The sequence below is a fragment of the Pseudotenacibaculum sp. MALMAid0570 genome, assembly GCF_040151415.1.
Lineage (GTDB): Bacteria > Bacteroidota > Bacteroidia > Flavobacteriales > Flavobacteriaceae > Polaribacter.
Genome location: NZ_JBDKWF010000042.1, coordinates 115,820 through 137,837 on the forward strand (window position 1 = coordinate 115,820; position 22,018 = coordinate 137,837).

Sequence of the window (22,018 nt, forward strand, 5' to 3'; positions counted from 1 at the left end):
GCAGCTTCTATCGACTGTAGATTTCAACAAATGTATTTAGAGAAATTATCCGTACTTAATTTTAAAAATTTTGATTCAAAGACTTTCGACTTTGAAAAGAAGATAAATTGTTTTGTAGGTAAGAATGGCGTTGGAAAAACTAATGTGTTGGATGCAATCTATTATTTGTCTTTTGCTAAAAGTTATTTTAACCCTGTAGCGGTACAAAATATTAAACATAATCAAAGTTTTTTTGTTGTTGAAGGAGACTATACAATCAACGATAGAAAAGAAAAAATAATTTGTAGCTTAAAGCGTGGCCAAAAAAAGGTACTAAAAAGGAATGGGAAAGCTTATGAAAAGTTCTCAGACCACATTGGTCAGATTCCTTTGGTCATTATTTCGCCTTCTGATAGGGATTTAGTTATAGAAGGAAGCGAAACGAGGAGAAAATTTATAGATGGTGTTATTTCCCAACAAGACAAGTCTTACCTACAAGATTTAATAGCCTATAATAAAGTGCTATCTCAAAGGAATGCACTGCTAAAATATTTTGCTGCCAATAGAACGTTTGATACTGCTAACCTAGAAGTTTATGATGATCAACTCATAGCTTATGGGACAAAAATCTATGAAAAGAGAAAACTGTTTTTAGAAAAATTCATTCCTATTTTTAATAAGAAATACCAGATCATTTCTAAAGATACAGAGCAAGTGAATCTATCGTATAAAAGTCAGTTACACATTTCATCTTTAAGAGATTTGTTGAATAAGGCTTTAGAAAAAGACAAAATTTTACAATACACAACAACAGGTATTCATAAAGATGATTTAAGCTTTGAAATAGGAGAATATCCTATTAAAAAATTTGGGTCTCAAGGTCAGCAAAAATCCTACTTGATTGCACTAAAGTTGGCACAGTTTGAATTTATTAAGCAACAATCTAATTTAACACCAATTCTATTGCTGGATGATATTTTTGACAAGCTAGATGAATCTAGAGTTTCACATATTGTGGATTTGGTGAATAATGATGAATTTGGACAAATATTTATCACAGACACACATTCTGATAGAACCGAAAATGTAATTCAACAAAGTAACAAACCTTATCAAATCTTCGAGCTGTAATGAGTCAGAGAAAAAATGAAGCGAACCCTATTAAAGATTTGATGCAATCTTTTATCAAAGAAAATAATTTGACCAAAGGAATGCAGAAACTTCAAATAGAAGAGGTTTGGTCGAAACTAATGGGCCAAGGTGTGGTTTCGTATACAGACTCTGTTCAGTTACAAAACAAAACTTTGATTATTAAATTAAGCTCTTCTGTCTTAAGAGAGGAACTAAGCTACGGAAAAGAAAAGATTATTAAGATGATCAACCAAGAAATGGGTGAGGAGTTGGTTTCTAAATTGATGTTGGTGTAAATAAAAAACTCGCTACCTAAAAGTAACGAGTTTCATAATATATTTAAAAGAAGTAACTTTTATCTAGAACATTTCTCTACCAGAGAAGTGAAAGTTTCCTTCAATTTCAGCGTTTTCATCACTGTCAGAACCGTGTACAGCATTTTCTCCCATAGAGGTAGCATACAATTGTCTGATAGTTCCTTCTGCAGCTTCAGCAGGATTTGTAGCACCAATTAAAGTTCTAAAATCTTCAACTGCATTTTCTTTTTCTAACACAGCTGCTATGATAGGACCTCTTGTCATAAACTCAACCAACTCTCCAAAGAATGGACGTTCACTGTGAATCGCATAGAAAGTCTCTGCATCATTTTTAGTCATTTGTGTTTTTTTCATTGCCACGATTCTAAATCCTGCAGCATTGATCTTCTCTAAGATAGCTCCTGTATGACCGTTTTCTACAGCATCAGGCTTAATCATGGTAAATGTTCTATTTGTTGCCATTTTTATTTTAATGTTTGTTTTTAAAATCGCGGCAAAAGTACATAAATTTTTAATTAAATCGTATCTTCGCCACTTATGATTTTGAAACATTTTGACGAATTACAATCTTTTTTAGAAACTCCTAAAAACATTGTGATTGTTGGACATAGAAATCCAGATGGAGATGCAATGGGCTCTACCTTAGGGCTCTATCATTATTTGAAAAAAAAAGGACATAACCCTACGGTGGTTGTGCCTAACGAATATCCTGACTTCTTACATTGGTTGCCTGGGTCAAATACAACCTATCGTTTTGATTGGCAGAATTCACAATCACAAAGAGCAATTAAAAGATCTGAAATTATCTTCTTACTAGATTTTAATGCTTTGCACAGAGTAGGAAGTGATATGCAAAATACCTTGGAAGCCTATGGAAATGATTTTGCGCTAATTGATCATCATCAACAACCAGATGATTTTAAATATATGTATTCAGACACAGAAATGTGTTCTACTAGTCAAATGATTTATCATTTTATAGAAAAAATGAACGATCTAGATTTGATAGATAAAGACATCGCTACTTGTTTGTATACTGGAATTATGACAGATACAGGTTCTTTTCGTTTTCGTTCTACTACAAGTTTAACTCACAGAGTTATTGCAGATTTAATTGATAAAGGTGCTGAGAATGATAGAATTCATAGTAATGTATACGATTCTAATTCCTACGGAAGATTACAGCTTTTGGGTCAAGCATTAAGAAATTTAAAAGAAGTTTCAGAATATAAGACAGCTTATATTACTATTTCCGACAAAGAAAAAGTTGAGAATAGTTTTAAGAAAGGAGATACAGAAGGTGTAGTGAATTATGCACTATCTATTTCAGGATCAGTATTTGCAGCAATTTTTATTGAAGATAGAGAACAAGGAATTGTTAAGATTTCTTTTAGATCCAAAGGTTCATTTTCTGTAAATATGTTTGCGAGAAATCATTTCAATGGTGGAGGTCATGATAATGCAGCTGGAGGTAAATCTGAACTCTCTATGAAAGAAACTGTAGAAAAATTCGTTAGCTTATTACCAAAATATAAAGAAGAAATTTTATCATCTTATGAGGAGTAAGATTGTTTTCCTGTGTAGTTTTTTAATCTTAATCTCTTCTTGTAAAGAGCAAGAAGCTAGAAGACCTGTAACAGCTAGTAAAACTTATACTTTAGCTTCAACAGCAGAACAATTGAAAGAGATTAATGCTATTCAAGAAGCAAAGGTTCAAGATTATATGACCAAAGATAGTTTGGTAAATTATATTTCTTCTTCTTATGGATATTGGTATCAATATATTCAGAAAGTAGATCAAGAAGCGAAAACTCCCCAAAAAGAAGATATTGTTGAGATCTCGTATGAGATTTTAGATCTTAATGATAGAGTTATTTACTCAAAAGAAGAATTGGGAATTAAAGAATATAAAATAGACAAAGAAGATTTTATCCCAGCCTTACAACAAGGAATTAAAATGATGAAGATAGGAGAAACTGTTAAGTTTGTTATTCCTTCGTTTAATGCTTTTGGAGTGGTTGGAGACGATCATAAAATAGGAATTAACCAATCGATTATTAGTATCGTAACATTAATAAATATAAAAGAAAACCCACAAAATGAAGAATAGATTTTTAAAACTATTTGTCTTAAGCTCATTAATTTTTGCAGCTTGTAATTCTGATTACAAAGGTTTAGGAGACGGAATTTATGCCGATATGGAAACAGATAGAGGAACTATTATTTTAGAATTATATCCTAAAGAAGCTCCGTTAACTGTTGCAAACTTTATCACTTTAGCAGAAGGAACTAACCCAATGGTACCAGATTCTATCAAAGGAAAAAAATATTACGACGGACTAGGTTTTCACAGAGTAGTCCCAGATTTTATTATCCAGAGTGGAGATCCAACTGGTTCTGGAAGAGGACCGCTTCCTGGTTATCGTTTTTATAATGAATTAACTCCAAAATTAAGACATGATAGTGCAGGAATATTATCAATGGCTAATGGTGGATTTAACACCAATGGTTCACAGTTTTTCATCACACATAAACCTACACCATGGTTAGATGGGTATAATAATAGTGATAAATTAAAGGATTGTACGCAAAGAGGTGTGTATTGCCATACAATCTTTGGAAAAGTAGTTACTGGACAAGATGTAGTAGATTCTATTGCTCAGTACGACATGATTAAAAGCGTGAAAATTATTAGAATTGGTGATGAAGCTAAAAGTTTTGATGCGGTAAAAGAATTTGAAGCAGGAATGGCTAGAGCTCCTGAAAAAGAAAAAGAACGATTAGCTGAATTAGAAAAATCTGATAAAGAGAGGTACGAAAAGTTCTTAGAAGACAAGAAAGTTTTTGAAGCCAAAATGGATGTTGATAAAGCGAAAAAAATGGAATCTGGACTGAAGGTCATTACCTACAAAAAAGGGAAAGGAAAGAAGTTTAACAGATCAGTACCAGTTTCTATTAACTACACTATTTATTTAGCAAGCGGAAAATTGATTCAATCTAGCGAAGGAAAAAAACCATTGACCTTTACTTTGGATCAAACACCATTAATACCTGGAGTAACAGAAGCAATTACAACCATGAGAGAAGGAGGAAAGAAGAGACTTTTCATTCCTTATTATATTGGTTATGGTGAAAAAGGAGGAGGTCCATTTCCTCCAAAAGCAGATTTAATATTTGATTTAGAACTTTTAAAAGTAGGAAAGTAGTTTGTTAGATACTCTTTTACAAAAAGATACTGAGTTACTCATTTTTCTAAACAATTTAGGGAGCGAACAATGGGACGGATTTTGGTTGGCAGTTACCAATCAATTTCATTGGGCCCCATTGTTCGCTTTAATTTTATTTTTAATTTTTAAAAAATTTGGTTGGAGAAACAGCTTGCTAATGGTTTTGTTTTTAGCAATACTCGTTGCATTTTCAGATCAGTTAACTAACTTCATCAAGCATACCTTTGAACGCAGTAGGCCTTGCAATACGTCAGATTTGGTAGATAAATTAAGATCATTTACTTATAAACCAGGAGGCTATAGTTATTACTCTGGTCATGCTGCACTTTCAACAACAGTAACCACTTTTATCATTTTACTCTTAAGAAAACATTATAAGTACATGTATTTAATGATAGCTTTTCCTTTGCTGTTCGGATATAGCAGAATATACTTAGGAGTGCATTATCCTTTAGATGTTCTTTCAGGTTATGTGGCCGGGATCATCTGGGGATATATATTCTTTAGATTACAAAAAGTGTTAAGAGTTACTTCCAGATTCTCTTAAGTAAATATTTTTGTTGATAGGATTTAAGAAAATCAACAAGAAAATTACCGCAAAAAATAATTCATAAACCTCCCATTTTCTACTTAAGTTGGGCAGAATGGCTATAAAGATTGTATTGATTAAAAAGGCTGTGATATGACTTAGTTGAGGAACAGGAATTACAAATTTATTTACCAACTTTTTAATTCCTTCATATTTCTGATATAAGAACGGTAGAACCAATAAATATAAAGCCATAACTACAGTTAGTAACTGACTGAAAATAAGTTTATTTAATTTGACTCCTCCAATTTCTAAATTGTGCAAATTGATTTCGTTTTGTAAGTTATTATCTTTAAAAAAATCTCCTGATTCGATTCCGAAAATTCGTTGTCCCCAAGAAATTTCTTCGCCAGCACCAAATAAAAATAAGACTCCAAAGAAAAAGATGCCTAATTTCCATAAAACAGCTTTGTTTTTACTAGCTGTAAACAACCTGTAAAACTGGAGTATGCTTATGCATAGCAAAAAGAAAAAAGTTGCGTATTCAACAGCTCCATCTTCTCTTGCGAAAACAGTATCGAAATATTCCCCATCTGAAAATCCGAAGTATACAGATAAAATTAAAACGATTGCCAAAGCAGAGAAAAGCAACGTTTCTGTTTTGGTTAATTTTTTGAATTGTAGCATAAATGTTGTTTTACAAAGGCAAAGGTATGAGAAAAACTCAATCTACTATAGAATATTTATAAAGCTTACTTGTTCTTAATAAATCAATTTTTTTAGAATTATTAATTCCCAGGCCTAGAGTAGGATAGGTGCTAAAATCAGGTAAACTGTCTGCAGTAAAAAAGATGAAAGCCTTTTGAGTCTCATTCCCTTGAATCGATTTTCCATCAGTTAAAAGACCAACTTTAATAGTTACTTTTTCATGTTTTTTAAATTTCTGAAATCCTAGAAACAAATCAAATTCTTCAAAAAAAACAGCTCTATCAAATCCATTTTCTATTTCTATTAAAAGTGTGTTTACAGAATCCTTTTTGAGTACAATAGAATCTTGAAGAATCTTCATACGAAGTTGAGATATATCCTTGAAATTATTTATTACAGTTGTATAAGCAGAATCTTTTCCTCTTATGTGAGTAGTAAAATCTGTATAATCTAATCGGTTTCTACTAATCAAAGCTGTTTTTTTATTAGAGATATCTTCTCCTTTTTGCATTAAAACAAAATGATTGTTTCTTCCAGTAAAGTTTTTCATGTAATACGTCTCCTCTTTAGCGTAATACCAATAAGTTGCTGCATTCTGATAGGAATTGATAAAGATTTTTTTCTGTCCCTGAGTTTTGGATTTTAGTTCTAATGCCCAAGCTTCGTTTCCGTGTGTGTTTAATTTTACAGGAAGGATTCCTTCAGAGAACATTAATACTCTAGCAAAAAGAATGATAGCGATGTTGATAAAAGCCAATCGTACAAACCATTTTTGTGCTTTCTCTCTATCAATAATATAATTATACGTAATGAGGATTAAAGGAATACTTATGGGAACAATCCATTGTGCTTGAACTCTTCCTCGAAAAGAAGAAAAAAAGAAGAATATTAGAAAGCCTAATATGATAAAATTTAAGCCTCGATTGTACAGATTTTTAGTTTTTATATTTTTAAAAAATGCTTTGTAAACGATAGGAAATGTGAGTCCGATAATGGCAATCATATTTACAAAATGCATCAGAGTATGTTCAAACTTATAGGTTCTGTTAGATACTCGTTCTTGTAAGTGATATCGGAAAGAAGGAAAATCATGTGTCCATTGCCAGTATAAATGTGGAGTATATAATAACAAAGCTCCTAAGCAAACTAACCAAAGTTTGTAATCCTTTACGAGTTTAATATTGGAAAGAAAAACAAAAGCAACAATTAAGATACCTTGGTATTTGCTGTACATCATTCCTGCTATTGAAATTGATAAGAGAAAGTAACTCCATGTATTTTTCTTCAATAGGTACTCTTTGTAAGCGTATAAAAACAAAGCGCAGAATAACATCAAAGGAGTGTCTGGAGTAGTTATAAAACCGTACACATTTAAAAGTGCAGTAGAAAAAATAACTAGTAAAAACAACCAAGTATATTCTTTCTTTTTAGGATGGTCTATCGTTTTCCAAACAATATATATCAAAGCACTAAAAGAGATTGCAGAAAAGAACCGTACACCAATTTCATTAGTAAATAGAAAGTCGCTTATTGTTATCCAAACTGCAACCAATGGCGGATGGTCAAAAAATCCCCAATCCATATCTTGACTGTAAATCCAATAATAAGATTCGTCAGGCAATAATTCCGTTAAAAAACCTTGTAAAACATTGATGATAAAAACAAGAAGGATGGCTCCCCAAAACAAGAGTTTCGAATTCTTAAGATCTTTCATTGTATAGTTTCAATAGTTTTTGAGCAGATGAAAAAGGAGTAGATTCTCCATTTTTTAAACGATCAATTTCTTGTTTTAGCGTTTCAGAAATTAGCTTGTTTTTAAAGAAAGAGTTATACAATCCCTCTTTAATTGTAGATTCTAACCAAAATTGAGTCTGTTCATTTCTTTTACTATCAAAGTAACCATTCTCTTTAGTAAACTCGATATACTCTTCAATCATTTCTTGAACATTATCGATTCCAATATTTTTCAATGCGCTTGCAGTTAAAACTTTAGGCTGCCATCCACTTTCTTTTGGCGGATACAAATGTAGTGCTCTATTAAACTCTACTTTAGCTATTTTGGTGTTTTTTACGTTTTCTCCATCCGACTTATTAATCACAATAGCATCAGCCATTTCTATAATTCCTCTTTTAATGCCTTGTAATTCATCACCAGCACCAGCAATTTTTAATAATAAAAAGAAATCCACCATGGAGTGTACCATGGTCTCACTTTGCCCAACACCTACAGTTTCAATAATAATAGTGTCATAACCTGCCGCTTCACACAAAATAATACTTTCCCTAGTCTTTTGAGCAACACCTCCTAAAGAAGTTCCAGATGGAGAAGGTCTGATAAAAGCATTTTTATCAGTAACCAACTGTTCCATTCTTGTTTTGTCTCCCAAAATACTTCCCTTATTAATAGAACTACTTGGGTCTACTGCTAAAACAGCTACCTTTTTTCCTTTGTTGGTTAGATATTTTCCATAAGCTTCAATAAATGTACTTTTACCAACACCAGGAACACCCGTAATACCAACTCTAACAGAACTGTTTGCGTAAGGTAAACAAGCATTTAAAATTTCATTGGCTTTTTCTTGATGTTTTGTATTGGTACTTTCAACCAACGTAATAGCCCTACTTAATAAGGAGATATTTCCTTCTAAAATTCCGCTAATAAATTCTTTAGCTGTAGGTTGTTTACTTCTTTGAGATTGAATTTTTTTTGCAGAACTTTTACTGGTAGTTTCTGGTTGAGAAACTCCATCTTTATCTTGTAATGAAGAGGCTTTCTTTTTGGCCATAAAATTGGATGACAAAAATAATCATGTAAATTTAGAAATAAATTGTTACCAAAATGCAACAGGAAGATTTTCCTTTCGTCTATAGGGTAACTAATCAGCAAATGAGTCAAACAAAACAGATACATCACAGTATTATTCAACGATGTAAAAAGAATGATGCTAAAGCTCAGATGGAACTTTACAATTTGTATTGTAAAGCAATGTTTCTAGTGGCCAAGCGCTACATGAGAGATGATATGGCTGCAGAAGATATAATGCAAGACGCCTTTATAAAAGCGTTTCGAAAAATTGAAACCTACAAAGGAGAAGTAAGTTTTGGAGCTTGGTTGAAACGAATTGTGATTAACCAAAGTATTGATGAATTGAAAAAGAAAAGACTAGAACTCGTTTCTATCAATCATGAAACACATCAAGTTTTGGAAGAAGATGATTGGCAAGTTGAGGACTCAACAACAATGCAACATATTGTAAGTTGCATTAAAGAATTAAAAGAAAAGTACCGAGTGGTGCTGTCATTATACCTATTGGAAGGATATGATCACCAAGAAATTTCTCAAATATTGGGAATTACTGAAGTGACCTCAAGAACGCATTTATTGCGTGGTAAAAAGAAATTACAAGAAACCCTAAAAAGCCTACGTTATGCCGAAGGATATTAGAAAAATGTTAGAGAATTATCCAGAAGAGTCTGTAAACTTAACTGCTAACCACGCTAATAAGTTTGAGGCGAAACTGATGAAAGAATTGCATCAAGAAAAATCTAATAGAAAACCTATTTATTGGTTGTCTATTGCTGCATCTCTAGCGCTTTTAGTTACTGTAGCAATCAAATTTTATCCAGATGTAATAAAAGAAGATCCGAAACCGCCAATAGAACAAGAAAATAAAATTAGTTTAGGTGATATTTCTCCAGAACTGAATACCATAGAATCTTACTATACCAATAGTATTAAATTAGAATTAAGTCAGTTAGAAATGACTGACGAGAACAAAGAACTAGTAGATAGTTACCTTACCAAAATAGGTGAGTTAACAAAAGAATATAAGACATTAACCAAAGAGCTCACTACAAAAGGGGTTAATGATCAAACCATCGATGCATTAATTAGTAACCTTCAATTGCGATTACAATTATTAAAACGTTTAAAAAAGCAGTTGAACAATTTAAAAGAATTAAACTCGACACAAAATGAAAACATCTCGTAGAAATATTATCACAACATTTTTACTGGTAGCTTCAGTAACACTATTTGCACAGAAGCAGAGTAAAAAATATACTGAGACATTCAACGTCAACAAAAATGCAAAGGTAGAAATAGAAGCTTCCAATGCAGAAGTTGAAGTAACTACTTGGAACAAAAATCAAGTATATGTAGAAGCCATTATAGAAATAGATGGATTAACCAAGGAAGAAGCTGATAAGTATCTAAAAAACTATAAGTTCGAAGCTTTAGGAAATAAAGCTAAAGTAAAAATTTCTGCAAGAGGAAATAACTCTTTTCGCTTTAATGATAACGACTTCGTAGTCTTTAATCCAGAAAACTTTGCCATTCCAGATATTGTACTTCCTGCTATTGAAGATATTGTAATCCCTAGCCTTGAGAATATTACAATTCCAGAAATGAATTTCGAATTTCCAGATATGGATTGGGATAATATCTTTATAGATCTTGATGATATAGAATTTGATTTTGACAAATACTATAAAGACGGTAAAAATTATTTTTTCCGTTGGAAAGATAGTGTACGAGACATCAAAATTAAGTCGAAAAAGGATTGGGAGAAATTCAAGAAATCTAAAGAGTACAAAGAGCTAAAAGCCGACATGAAAAAGAAGAGAGAGAAGGCGAAGAAAGAAATGGCTAAAGTGAAGGAAGAATATAACTCTATGGATTTTCAAAAATTGATTAAAGAATCTCTTGAAGTAGCCAAAGAAGCAATGGAAAAAGTAGATATGGATAAGGTTGTAAAAGAATCTTTAGATGAAGCTAGAAAAGCCCTTAAAGAGATTGATAGAGAAGAGATTAAAAGAGATATAGAGAAGGCTAAAAAAGAATTTAAAAAGAACTTTAAGTCTAGCTATATTTTTGATACAGACTCTGACGAATTGATTATCAATGATAAAAAAGTAAAAATCAGAAAAAAGATTATAGTAAAAGTTCCAAAAGGCGTAATCTTGGATTTAAATACCAGGCATTGTGAATTAAAATTACCAAAAATGAGCGCTTCAGGAAAGGTTTCTTACGGAACTTTTAAAGCTCAAGGATTAGAAGGGGGTGATTTAAATATTTACTACTCGCCAGTAAACATTACTACAGTAAACAATACAAACTTGTCTTTAAAGAATGTAACCGATGCTAATTTAGTTTCGGTTACAAACTCTTCTTTAACTTCTGACTCTAGTGATTTGAAAATAGATCAAGTATTTTCAGGAACCAATTTAGAATCATCTTTTGGAGATATCTTAATTAAAAAACTGAATGCGTCAATCAAAGATTTTAAGCTAGTTTTAAATCAATCAGAAGCAAGAGTGAATATTGGAAAGTTGAATAATAAGCTAAATATTCTTTCAGCAGAATCAATTAACACAAACAAGAAGTTAAGTAGTTTGAAAGTAGGAGATAGCTATACTTTAAAAGGTAAGTTTTCACTAGAAACAAATGGAGGAGAGCTAAAGATCTCTGGAAAATATAGCGAGTTAACTTTTATCAAATAAATAGAATTCTTATTGCATAAAAAATTACGCTGAAAATTATCAAACTTCTAACAGAATTCCATTTCTGTATTCTTTATAAAGTGCCTATCTTTAGCCGTGAAAAATCAGATGCTATTTTATGGAACTCTATAAAGAGAATCAAGTCAAAATATACAATTCGCTTTCTAAAACCAAAGAGGTTTTCAACCCTGTGCATGAAGGACACGTTGGGATGTACGTTTGCGGACCCACCGTATACAGCAATGCACATTTAGGGAATGTAAGAACCTTTATGTTTTTTGATGTAGTCTTCAGATATTTTCTTCATCTAGGATATAAAGTACGTTATGTTAGAAACATTACAGATGCTGGGCATTTAGAAAACGATGCTGATGAAGGTGAAGATAGAATTGCTAAAAAAGCCCGTTTAGAACAGATAGAACCTATGGAAGTTGTACAAAGATACACTGTAGACTTTCATGACGTTTTAAAAAAATACAACTTTTTACCGCCTAGTATAGAACCTACAGCTACTGGTCATATAGTAGAGCAAATAGAAATGATCAAAGAGATTATTGATAAAGGATTTGCATATGAAATTAACGGTTCTGTGTATTTTGATGTAGTTGCCTACAATCAAAGTAACAATTATGGTATTCTATCTGGAAGAAATATAGAAGATGCCATTCACAATACTAGAACTTTAGATGGACAATCTGATAAAAAGAACCCTCAGGATTTTGCTTTGTGGAAGAAAGCAGATGACAGACATATTATGCGTTGGCCATCACCATGGTCTGATGGTTTTCCAGGTTGGCACTTAGAATGTTCTGTAATGAGTACAAAATACTTAGGTGAACAATTTGATATTCATGGAGGAGGAATGGATTTAAAATTCCCACATCACGAATGTGAAATAGCGCAATCTAAAACATGTTCTGGTCAAGAACCTGTTAATTACTGGATGCATACAAATATGTTGTTGTTAAATAGTCAGAAGATGGCGAAATCTACTGGAAATTATATTCTTCCTGGAGAGATTTTAACAGGAGAAAACAATGTGTTAAGTAAAGCTTTCTCTGCAAGCGTAGTTCGTTTCTTTAATATGCAAGCCAACTATAGAAGTATTTTAGATTTTTCTAGTGAAGCATTAGAAGCTTCAGAAAAAGGATATTTAAAATTAATGGAAGCGGTAAATTCTTTAGGGAATATTTCTGCGGACAAATCTTCATCGGTTGATATAAAAGAATGGAGACAAAAATGCTATGACGCTATGAATGATGATTTTAATACACCTATATTGATTTCTCATTTGTTTGAAGGAGTAAAGTTTATCAATCAACTAAAAGAAGGAAAAGAAACTATAAACGCAAGTGATTTAGAGTTGTTTACAACTACAATCAATTCTTTTGTATTTGATGTATTAGGATTAATGAATGATGCTAAGGAAGAAAGTTCTAACAAAATTGATGGTGTTATAGAGCTTTTAATAAAACTTAGAAAAGAAGCGAGAGATAATAAAGATTGGGCATTGTCTGATCAGATAAGAGATGAATTAGCAGTATTAGGAGTACAGTTAAAAGACGGAAGAGAAGGTACTTCCTATACAATAAGTTAATCTTGAAAAAGATTCTTACATATCCGTTTATAGCTTTAGTGCGATTCTATCAAGTGGCCATATCACCTTATACGCCCTCAACATGTAGATATACACCAACGTGTTCTCATTATACAATAGAGGCTTTACAAAAAAGAGGGTTATTAGTAGGAGGATGGTTGTCTATCAAAAGGATATTTAGTTGCCACCCATGGGGAGGAAGTGGATATGATCCTGTGCCAGAAAAAAAGAAATAATAAAATGTCACTTCGAGCTGACAAAATAAAAATATAAATATGAATTTTTTATCCGTTGTTTGGGATCCATCTGCTGGAATCGACCTAGGTTTTTTTACAATCCGTTGGTACAGCTTAATGTTTGTAGCAGCCTTTGTTCTTGGGTTGAGATTAATGAAGAAGATATATATAGAAGATAAGGTTCCTACTGAAAAGCTGGATACATTGTTTATGTATACATTTATTTCTATGTTAGTAGGAATGCGTTTAGGAGAAGTTTTCTTTTATAGCTGGGATTATTATCAAAACAACCTTTTAGAGATTATTTTGCCTTTGAAAAGGGTTGAAGGAGAATCTGCTTTGTTCGGATTGCTAGAAGGGTGGAAGTTTACAGGGTATACAGGATTTGCAAGTCATGGAGCAGCTATCGCTATTATCATAGCCATGTACTTTTATAGTAAAAAGCATCTAAAGAAACCAATATTCTTTATTTTGGACAGAATGGCTATTGTAGCAGCGTTAGGCGCATTCTTTGTTCGTTTTGGTAATTTCTTTAACTCTGAAATTTATGGAAAGCCTACAGGTTCTGATTTTGGGGTGATTTTCAAAGGATCAGACCCAGAAATGTTGGTAAGACATCCAACACAGTTGTATGAAGCATTTAGCTACCTAATCCTATTTATTATTCTTTGGAGGTTCTATTGGAAAACAGATAAGAAGCAAAAATCCGGATTTCTTTTTGGAGTTTTCATGATTGGATTATGGGCACTAAGATTGGTGATTGAGTTCTTAAAAGAACCCCAAAAAGAGGCGAGAGGAGAATGGTTGTTAAATACCGGACAGATATTGAGTATTCCTTTGATACTGATTGGTGTGTGGCTAGTCTTTAGAAAGAAAAAAGAAACAGTATAGACATTATAAAAAAACCTCGATTCATTGAATCGAGGTTTTTGTTTATAAAAGTTTTTATCCTTTTATCTTGTTTTTGAATTTTTCGAACTTTGATTTTTGTTTGCTAGGATAACTATTATTTGAAGTATCAACATCAGCAGTTTCTAAATCTGGATCTATAGTGATGTTTACAATCTCTTTATCAGACGTAATAGCTTTGGTTACTTCATTGTCATTAAACCTCCAAATCTGAGCGGGATATTTTTTCCTTGCTTTTGTTCCATCTTTATAGGTGTATTCAACAATAATAGGCATTACTAAGCCTCCAGGTTTATCGAAAGTAATTTCATAAAAGAACTTCGAGTTTGCCTTTTTAGCATTAGCAGGAGTAAAGGTTAATCCTTCAGAAGTATCTTCTACAAAATTAACTCTATTATTATCTCCGTCTTCAGCATAAAACTTCTTAACTCCTTTAATTCCAATATCGGTTACATCTGTGGTATAAAACCAACCTCTCCAGAACCAATCAAGGTCCATAGCAGAAGCATCTTCCATTGTTCTAAAGAAATCAGCTGGAGTTGGGTGTTTGAACTTCCATCTCTGGGCATAAGTTTTAAAGGCATGATCAAATAATTCTCTACCCATAATGGTTTCACGTAGAATATATAATGCCGTTGCTGGTTTTCCATAGGCATTGTTACCAAAGCTGTAAACATTATCTCCTTTTGACATGATTGGAGCAATTCTAGATTGATCTCCACTCATATATCCTACAATATTCTTTGGAAGTCCACGTCTGATTGGAAAGTTAGGGTCATATTCTAATTCGGCTAGAATTTCTACAAATGAGTTTAAACCTTCATCCATCCATGTCCATTGACGCTCATCTGAGTTTACAATCATTGGAAAATAATTATGACCTACTTCGTGAATAGTTACTTTAATCATTCTGTATTTCATTCTATCAGAATAAGATCCGTCAGGTAGATCAGGTCTTCCTGGATTAAATGCCATCTGAGGGTATTCCATTCCCATTTGACCATCTACAGATACAGCTTTGTGATAAGGATAGTCAAAAGTATATCTAGAATATGTTTTTAAAGTTTGTGCGGTAGCTAAGGTAGAGTGATCTCCGTACAATGGATTTGCCTCTTTAGAGTATAAAGAATAAGCCATTACTGTTTTTCCATTGATATCTACAGCCATTCCGTCCCAAATAAACTTCCTTGAAGTAGCAAAGGCATAATCACGAACATTTTTAGCAGAGAACTTCCAAGTTTTTGTTTTCTTAGACCTTCCTTTCTCAGCCTTTTCAGCTTCTTTTTGCGAATGAATAATCACGGGTTTGTCAAAAGTCTTTTTAGCAAGTTCTAACCTCTTTTGTTGTTTCTTACTTAGCACTTCTTTTTCATTTTGTAAGACCCCAGTTGCTTGCAATACGTGGTCAGCTGGTACAGTAATGTTTACATTAAAATCGCCAAACTCTAGTGCAAACTCACTACGACCCCAAAACTGATCGTTCTGCCATCCTTCTACATTATCATAAACACATAATCTTGGGTAAAACTGAGCAATCACATAATTGTTGTTACCATCTTCTGAGAAATGCTCGTATCCAGATCTTCCTCTTTGAACTCTATGGTTATTAATATTATACCACCAAGAGATTTTGAATTGAAATTTTTCTCCCGAAGCCAAAGGTTTTGGTAAGTTAATTCGCATCATAGTTTGATTAATGGTATGAGAAAGATTGCTACCATCTATATTTTTTACACCTGTGATATTAAAACCTCCATCAAAAGGCTCATCAACATAAGTTCTTTGAAAACGATTTTTACTCGTTGCATTAGGAATTCTGCTAGGTTGAATGTCTGGAGTTTTAGAATCTGCAGCACGCATGTTTTGATCTAACTGCACCCATAAGTAGGGTAGAGGGTCCTCTGAATTATTGTGATAGGTAATTGTTTCACTTCCAGTGATACGTCTTTTTTCATCGTCTAAAACGATATTCATATCATAATCTACTTGCTGTTGTGTATATCTAGGACCAGGAGCACCTGAAGCTAAACGTTGATCATTTGGCGTAGCCAATAAATCCTTCATTTGTCGGAATTTATTCTGATTGGTATGCCCTTTTTTAGTTTGCGCCACTAGGGATACAGAAGTGAAGAGTATCGCTAGAACAAAAGAAATTTGTTTTCTCATTGTGTTGAAAATTTTTAAGGAAACTAAAATAAATAAAAAAAGCCCAATTGTCATGACAATTGGGCTTTTGAATATGTTAAAAGTTAAAGGTGATTACCCTTTTACTTTATTCTTGAATTTATCAAACTTAGAATCTTCTTTCTTAGGCCAGCTATTGTTTGAAGTATCAATATCTGCAGTTTCTAAATCTGGATCTACTGTAATCTTTTTAATCTCTTGAGCAGTTCTAAATACTTTAGATACTTGTTCGTCATTATATCTCCATACTTGCGCAGGGAACTTATGACGTTCTTTTGTACCATCAGCATACTCAAGCTCAACAATGATTGGCATTACCAATCCTCCTGGTTTTTCGAAAGTAACTTCGTAGAAATAATTAGGAGTTTCTTTTAATGCAGCTCTTTCATCTGCAGTCATTTTTGCTAGGTGATTTTTGATAACATCAAAATCCATCGCTTTTTTACCTTTCACTCCTTCACCTTTGTCTTCAGCAAAGTATACTAGTTTCCCTTCGTAATCCGCTAAATTTAAATTGAATCTTTTTGCTTGCGCTTTAGCTTCATCTGTTGGCTGATCGGTTAAGTAGAATTTCTTAACACTTTTTACACCAATATCAGTATAATCAGTTGTGTAGAACCATCCTCTCCAAAACCAGTCTAAATCCATAGCTGAAGCATCTTCCATTGTTCTAAAGAAATCTGCAGGAGTTGGGTGTTTGAACATCCAACGTTTTGCATAAGTTCTAAAAGCGTAATCAAATAACTCAGGACCCATAATAGTTTGACGTAACATGTATAAACCAGCAGCTGGTTTAGTATAAGCGTTTGGTCCGAAGTTCTTTACATAATCACCTTGAGACATGATAGGAGATAAGTTCTCTTGATCGATACTCATATATCTAACAATGTCTTTAGGTAAGTTTCCAGTAAAGAAGTTAGGGTCATAATCTAACTCAGCTAATATTTCAACAAAAGAATTGATTCCTTCATCCATCCAAGTCCACTGACGCTCATCAGAGTTTACAATCATAGGGAAGAAGTTATGTCCTACCTCATGAGTAATTACTCCAATCATTCCTCTTTTTGTTCTTTCAGAATAGGTTCCATCAGGATTTGGTCTTCCGTAATTGAAACAAATCATTGGATACTCCATACCTTGTCTGTCTGCATGTACAGAAACAGCTTTGCTATATGGATAATCGAAAGTCATTTTTGAATATTCTTCTAAAGTATTGGCAACAACTCTAGTAGAGTGCTCTTCCCATAAAGGGTTTCCTTCTTTAGGATATAAAGAAGTAGCCATTACTGTTTTTCCATTGATGTTCACAGCCATAGCATCCCAAATATATTTTCTAGAAGAAGCAAAAGCAAAGTCTCTTACATTTTTAGTGGTAAAGTGCCAAGTTTTAGTTTTATCAGTTCTTCCTTTTTCAGCTTTTTCAGCCTCTTCTTGAGTAACAATAAATACTGGATCTTTAAATGACTTTCTTGCCTGCTCAAAACGCTTACGCTGTGTTCTGGTTAATACTTTCTTTTCATTTTGTAATTCACCAGTAGCTTCTAAGATATGATCAGCAGGAACTGTAATTTTCACATCGTAGTCTCCAAATTCAAGAGCCCACTCACTACGTCCCCAGAACTGCATATTTTGCCAACCTTCAACATTGTCGTATACCGCCAATCTTGGAAAGAATTGAGCTATTGTATAGTTCTTGTTTCCATCAGGAAAAGCTTCAAATCCAGACCTTCCTCCGTCAGTAACAGAGTTGTTAATTAGGTAATTCCATTTGATGCTAAATTGAAAAACCTCACCTGGAGCTAATGGTTTAGGTAGGTTAATTCTCATCATTGTTCTATTAATCATATGAGAAAGTGGACTACCATCGGCATTTTTTACCGCTTCAATTTCATAACCAAACTCTTTAGGTTTCTGTAAGTTGGTTCTTGTAAAGGTTATTGGACCGTTGAAAGTAGTATTTCCTAAACTCTCTGGGTTTGCCAGAGGTGTTTTAGAATCTGGAGCTCTCATGTTTTGGTCTAATTGCACCCATAAATACTCTAAATGATCTTTAGAGTTGTTGTGGTAAGTAATGGATTCGTTTCCGTATAGGCGATCAGTTTTTTCGTCTATACGAATGTCCATCACATAGTCAACTTTTTGTTGTGTGTATTCGTATCCTGGAGCACCCGAAGCATTTCTTTGAGTGTTAGGAGTTGGTAATACATCTTTAAGCTGTCTAAATTTGTTTTGATCTGTGTGTCCTTTTTGCGGTTTTTTAGGAGTGTTCTGTGCAAAAACAGAAGCTGTTATAAAAAACGCAGAAAGCACAAAAGAAGCTAATTTCTTCATGTTCTGAGTTTTGATTTTAAAAATGTGCGTTAAATTAACAATAAGCCGCTAGATTCCTAATGAAATGTTAAAATTTTAACAAAGCTTTATCATTTGATTTGTTGAGTATTTTACTGCGCCTTTTTTTTCCAACTTTCATTTTAACAACATTTTGTTGATCTGAAAAATGTTTTACAAGTATTTTGTTGGTTACTTCTAATGATGTGGGGTTGTCAATATTTTCAATTTCTAGATAAAAATAGACCAAGTCGCCTTCATATTCTTTTCCTAAATAATTGAATTTTAAATTGTTAGAATCTTTTTTGAATTGAAGTTTTTCTTTCAGGTATTTTTCAAAGTATTCATCAGAATTTTTAAGCTCCTCTTTGGTTGTAAGTCTAAGATCTATGTTATAATCTTTATTAAGGGCTAACTCAATATCATCCATAAAAACATTGATGATAACTTGTAGGCTTTTACTTTCTTTACTATACTCGATTTGAGTGAGGCTTAAATAATATTTATGAGCAGTGAATGCTAATAGAGGCACTATACTTAGTACAATTAGTAGTTTTTTCAATTTCATATAAATCAATCTTTTTTTACTTCTTGCTCTAAGAGTTTTAAATACTTTTTGCTTTCTGTTCTTAAAATATTGATAAGTTCTATTTTCCTGTTTTTTTGATATAAAGACTCAATTCCTAAAGGATTGCAGTATTCTAAGAAATGATAATATTTCTCTTTTGGAATTTTTAAATCATTCTCAAAGAATTTTTCGCCAAACTCACTAATCAACATCTGAGGAAATTCAGTCTGAAAGTTTACTTTCTTTCTTAAAGCCCAAAGTCTTTCTGAATATTTAAAAGGCATTATTAGTGATGTTCCAGCTCCTACAAATGCCATAACAGGATCTGTTCTTACAACAGGAGGTCTTACTTTTTGATCTATATGATCGCCATCATATACAATTCTCATATCCTCATTAGAGAAGTCTAGAGTTCTTTTTAACGCTTCTCCTTTTCTGTCTTCAGGAGTTTTATTTCTATCAACAGATAGAAAGCCATCTAAATCATGCCTTTTTAAAACTACTTCCTCTAATTCAATTGTTTTTTTAGGTAAAAAGACATCTAAAACCTCAGAAGTGTAAATAAAGTTATTGATTACTCTAGTTATTGTTTGATGCTGAACAGAAGTAAATTGAACGGTATCTCCTATGGAAACAATCATTTTATAATCTCCAAAGTCATTAGAAAAAGTTCCTTTTTTTGTTTTGAGGTTAATGATGTTAGCATTTTTAACTACACCAGCAGAATCTATTACTTTTCCATAAATCCAAAACTTATTATTGATTTGTCCATAGGAATGAAAACAATACACGATTGAGAAAATAAATATCAGGAGTAGTTTTTTTATCACTTGCTTTGGTTTTGCTAAAGTAAAAATACAACATATGTGATTAGATGCTGATAAACTTTTGTTAAAGCCTTATTACTTCTTTAGTTGTTTTAAATATACAACGCTTTTTTTCTCAAAAACGTTTAAAAGCTCGAGTATTTTTCTTTCCTGATACAATTGCCTTATTTTAAATTGCTTGCAATAATCAACAAAAGGATATATTTCTGCTTCTGGTATTTTCAAATCAAGAAAGAATTTTTTACCAATTTCTTTTACAATGTTATTTGTAGAGTATGATATATTTGAAATTATCTTTTCTATTTTTCGTTTCTTTTTATTACCTGTGCCTATTCCAAAACTGGTGCCAAATCCTTTAAACTTTCTTGTAGGATCAGTTTTTCTATGAATTTGTCCAACTGTACTTTTCTCTTCAGCAGTTTTTTCATCAAATCCAGTTGTGTTTTCAGCAAGCTCCATAATGTATTGACTCATACTTCTTCCAACAGCTGCTATAGAATCTTTAGGTACTTTTTTCCTATCTATGAGAAGATTCCCTGTAAGGTAATGTTTTTTGAGAGTTATTTCATCCAGAACATAGGTCTTTTTTTCTAGAGCTACATTTAGTTTTTTGGAATAAGCAATTGTTTCTGTAATTACTTTTTTGATTTCCTCATGTTGTACTGAGGAGAATTGCAGTGTATCTCCAATAGATACAACAATACGGTAATTTCCAAAATCATTGGTAGAAGTACCTTTTCCTGTAGTTAGATTTACAATGTGAGCATCTTTAACAAGGTCTGAAGAATCTCTCACAAATCCTTTTAGCCAAAAATTTTCTCTTTGGGCAGCAATTTGCAATGAGCATAAAATCAATAGAAAAAAAAGAATTCCTTTTTTCAAAAGTTAAAATAATAATGGTTGGTTAGTTCCTTGCAAATAAAGTTATGGGTAATCTTAAATTGTACTAATTATACAATAAAGTTTTGTTAATTTCTGAATGCTAAATACTATTCATCTGTCTTAACTTCTTTTTGAGCTTTATAAAAATCTTTTGATTTTAAATGTAGGAACTTAATTAAAGTCAGTTCGTTATTGATAATGCTTTTGTTAAATAAAGAATCGGCTCTACAATAATATAAAAATCTGTAGTGGTCTTCTTCTTTGATATTGAAATTGGACGTTAAAAAATGTTTTACTTTTTTTAGCATAGCATCTACATCGTTATTTTCTTCAACAACTTTTTTTTCTTCATGTAATTTTTTCATTCTACCCGATATAACATTTAAAATTTGATCTAGAGGAATTCCACCAGAACTTGAAGATGCTGTTCTTAGTTTACGATCTATTTGAGATAATTTTTTCTGTCCAGCAAAAGGAAGACCTAAGGTAACAGCGTTGATCTCTGGAGGACCTTGCTTTTTTCTTTTGACATCTAGAGCTAAACTACCTGATAAGTTATTCTTTTTAATTAAAACTTCATCAAGTTGATGCCTCTTAGAAGACAGGTAAATAGTAATATTTTTATTTTGAACATGCTCTACAGTAATTACTTTATACAACAGATGATGTTGTACAGATGAAATTAACAGCGTATCACCAATAGAAACAGGAACCTGAAATTTTCCAAAATCATTTGAGCTTGCACCATCTTTTGTATTTAGATTAATGATATGAGCACTTTTAACCGTGCTTATAGAATCTTTAATTACTCCGGTTAGCAAAGATTGCTTTTTTTGAGCAACCACAGATACCATCGGAAATAGTAAGACAAGTATTATGATGAGTTTCTTTTTCAAAGTTGAGAGCTTACTTCTTAGCTAGCAACAAATAAATACACGAGCAGTCTTAAATTGTATTAAATCTAAAATAAAGTTTTGTTAATTGAAGAGTACATTGCGTATTTTTGAGGCTATGAAAAAACTAATTGTTGCAAGTACATCTACCATACATGGAAGTGGTTATTTAGACTATTTATTACCAACCTTATCTGAATT

The 22,018-nt window shown here is 32.4% G+C and carries 22 protein-coding genes; 12 read left to right on the forward strand and 10 right to left on the reverse strand.

The window, feature by feature from the left end:
• The first annotated feature begins 30 nt into the window (after positions 1–30).
• Together recF and AAON49_RS01420 are read left to right on the forward strand one after the other, a co-directional pair.
• A complete protein-coding gene (gene recF, locus AAON49_RS01415; RefSeq protein WP_349552094.1) occupies positions 31–1,110 on the forward strand; it encodes a DNA replication/repair protein RecF in 1,080 nt (359 codons plus the stop codon).
• Entirely contained in the window at positions 1,110–1,406 is a 297-nt protein-coding gene (locus AAON49_RS01420) for a DciA family protein (protein ID WP_349552095.1), read from the forward strand. Before recF ends, AAON49_RS01420 begins: the two co-directional genes overlap by 1 nt.
• Positions 1,407–1,469: 63 nt before the next feature.
• Here the strand turns inward: AAON49_RS01420 and AAON49_RS01425 are convergent, their stop codons facing one another.
• Positions 1,470–1,889 (reverse strand): nucleoside-diphosphate kinase, encoded by a 420-nt coding sequence (locus AAON49_RS01425; RefSeq protein ID WP_349552096.1) that lies wholly within the window; start codon positions 1,887–1,889, stop codon positions 1,470–1,472.
• Between the two features lie 75 nt (positions 1,890–1,964).
• Between AAON49_RS01425 and AAON49_RS01430 the strand changes: the two genes are divergently transcribed.
• Genes AAON49_RS01430 through AAON49_RS01445 form a run of 4 tightly spaced genes read left to right on the forward strand, consistent with a single transcriptional unit; the run spans position 1,965 to position 5,201 of the window.
• Positions 1,965–2,993: a DHH family phosphoesterase gene (locus AAON49_RS01430; protein WP_349552097.1), complete on the forward strand. Its 1,029-nt coding sequence runs from the start codon at positions 1,965–1,967 to the stop codon at positions 2,991–2,993.
• The gene (gene gldI / locus AAON49_RS01435; RefSeq protein ID WP_349552099.1) at positions 2,983–3,537 is read left to right on the forward strand and encodes a gliding motility-associated peptidyl-prolyl isomerase GldI; all 555 of its coding nucleotides are present in this window, start codon (positions 2,983–2,985) and stop codon (positions 3,535–3,537) included. Before AAON49_RS01430 ends, gldI begins: the two co-directional genes overlap by 11 nt.
• On the forward strand, positions 3,527–4,633 hold the full coding sequence (locus tag AAON49_RS01440) for a peptidylprolyl isomerase (protein WP_349552101.1): 1,107 nt from the start codon (positions 3,527–3,529) through the stop codon (positions 4,631–4,633). Before gldI ends, AAON49_RS01440 begins: the two co-directional genes overlap by 11 nt.
• 1 nt (position 4,634) lies before the next feature.
• On the forward strand, positions 4,635–5,201 hold the full coding sequence (locus tag AAON49_RS01445; RefSeq protein ID WP_349552102.1) for a phosphatase PAP2 family protein: 567 nt from the start codon (positions 4,635–4,637) through the stop codon (positions 5,199–5,201).
• Here the strand turns inward: AAON49_RS01445 and AAON49_RS01450 are convergent.
• From AAON49_RS01450 to meaB, 3 genes are read right to left on the reverse strand one after another with little or no spacing between them, the layout of a single operon-like run.
• Positions 5,175–5,870, reverse strand: a complete 696-nt coding sequence (locus AAON49_RS01450; RefSeq protein ID WP_349552104.1) for a hypothetical protein — start codon at positions 5,868–5,870, stop codon at positions 5,175–5,177. The two genes, AAON49_RS01445 and AAON49_RS01450, sit on opposite strands and share 27 nt — an antisense overlap.
• Positions 5,871–5,907: 37 nt before the next feature.
• Positions 5,908–7,605, reverse strand: a complete 1,698-nt coding sequence (locus AAON49_RS01455; protein ID WP_349552106.1) for an ArnT family glycosyltransferase — start codon at positions 7,603–7,605, stop codon at positions 5,908–5,910.
• Positions 7,592–8,677 carry a methylmalonyl Co-A mutase-associated GTPase MeaB gene (gene meaB, locus AAON49_RS01460; RefSeq protein WP_349552107.1) on the reverse strand — a complete coding sequence of 362 codons (1,086 nt, stop codon included), beginning with the start codon at positions 8,675–8,677 and terminating at the stop codon, positions 7,592–7,594. The genes AAON49_RS01455 and meaB overlap by 14 nt, the downstream gene beginning before the upstream one ends.
• Positions 8,678–8,778: 101 nt before the next feature.
• Here meaB and AAON49_RS01465 point away from each other — a divergent pair, with 101 nt between their 5' ends.
• The 6 genes from AAON49_RS01465 (at position 8,779) to lgt (ending at position 14,117) form a co-directional block, all read left to right on the forward strand.
• Entirely contained in the window at positions 8,779–9,336 is a 558-nt protein-coding gene (locus tag AAON49_RS01465) for an RNA polymerase sigma factor (protein ID WP_349552109.1), read from the forward strand.
• Positions 9,320–9,883 carry a hypothetical protein gene (locus AAON49_RS01470; RefSeq protein ID WP_349552110.1) on the forward strand — a complete coding sequence of 188 codons (564 nt, stop codon included), beginning with the start codon at positions 9,320–9,322 and terminating at the stop codon, positions 9,881–9,883. The genes AAON49_RS01465 and AAON49_RS01470 overlap by 17 nt, the downstream gene beginning before the upstream one ends.
• Positions 9,867–11,393 (forward strand): hypothetical protein, encoded by a 1,527-nt coding sequence (locus AAON49_RS01475; RefSeq protein WP_349552111.1) that lies wholly within the window; start codon positions 9,867–9,869, stop codon positions 11,391–11,393. Before AAON49_RS01470 ends, AAON49_RS01475 begins: the two co-directional genes overlap by 17 nt.
• Positions 11,394–11,511: 118 nt before the next feature.
• The gene (gene cysS, locus AAON49_RS01480) at positions 11,512–12,990 is read left to right on the forward strand and encodes a cysteine--tRNA ligase (RefSeq protein WP_349552112.1); all 1,479 of its coding nucleotides are present in this window, start codon (positions 11,512–11,514) and stop codon (positions 12,988–12,990) included.
• A 2-nt stretch (positions 12,991–12,992) separates the two neighbouring features.
• Positions 12,993–13,226 (forward strand): membrane protein insertion efficiency factor YidD, encoded by a 234-nt coding sequence (gene yidD / locus AAON49_RS01485; RefSeq protein WP_349552113.1) that lies wholly within the window; start codon positions 12,993–12,995, stop codon positions 13,224–13,226.
• A gap of 39 nt (positions 13,227–13,265) precedes the next feature.
• Positions 13,266–14,117: a prolipoprotein diacylglyceryl transferase gene (gene lgt, locus AAON49_RS01490; RefSeq protein WP_349552115.1), complete on the forward strand. Its 852-nt coding sequence runs from the start codon at positions 13,266–13,268 to the stop codon at positions 14,115–14,117.
• Positions 14,118–14,171: 54 nt separating this feature from the next.
• Here the strand turns inward: lgt and AAON49_RS01495 are convergent, their stop codons facing one another.
• The 6 genes from AAON49_RS01495 to AAON49_RS01520 form a co-directional block, all read right to left on the reverse strand.
• Complete coding sequence (locus AAON49_RS01495) at positions 14,172–16,301, reverse strand: M1 family metallopeptidase (RefSeq protein ID WP_349552117.1); 2,130 nt, start codon at positions 16,299–16,301, stop codon at positions 14,172–14,174.
• Between the two features lie 93 nt (positions 16,302–16,394).
• A complete protein-coding gene (locus AAON49_RS01500; protein ID WP_349552119.1) occupies positions 16,395–18,650 on the reverse strand; it encodes a M1 family metallopeptidase in 2,256 nt (751 codons plus the stop codon).
• Positions 18,651–18,717: 67 nt separating this feature from the next.
• Entirely contained in the window at positions 18,718–19,215 is a 498-nt protein-coding gene (locus AAON49_RS01505) for a DUF6702 family protein (protein WP_349552121.1), read from the reverse strand.
• A gap of 5 nt (positions 19,216–19,220) precedes the next feature.
• The gene (locus AAON49_RS01510; protein ID WP_349552122.1) at positions 19,221–20,045 is read right to left on the reverse strand and encodes a BamP family beta-assembly machinery protein; all 825 of its coding nucleotides are present in this window, start codon (positions 20,043–20,045) and stop codon (positions 19,221–19,223) included.
• Between the two features lie 72 nt (positions 20,046–20,117).
• Entirely contained in the window at positions 20,118–20,924 is an 807-nt protein-coding gene (locus AAON49_RS01515) for a hypothetical protein (RefSeq protein ID WP_349552124.1), read from the reverse strand.
• Between the two features lie 107 nt (positions 20,925–21,031).
• Positions 21,032–21,820: a peptidase associated/transthyretin-like domain-containing protein gene (locus AAON49_RS01520; protein WP_349552125.1), complete on the reverse strand. Its 789-nt coding sequence runs from the start codon at positions 21,818–21,820 to the stop codon at positions 21,032–21,034.
• Positions 21,821–22,018 lie beyond the last annotated feature (198 nt).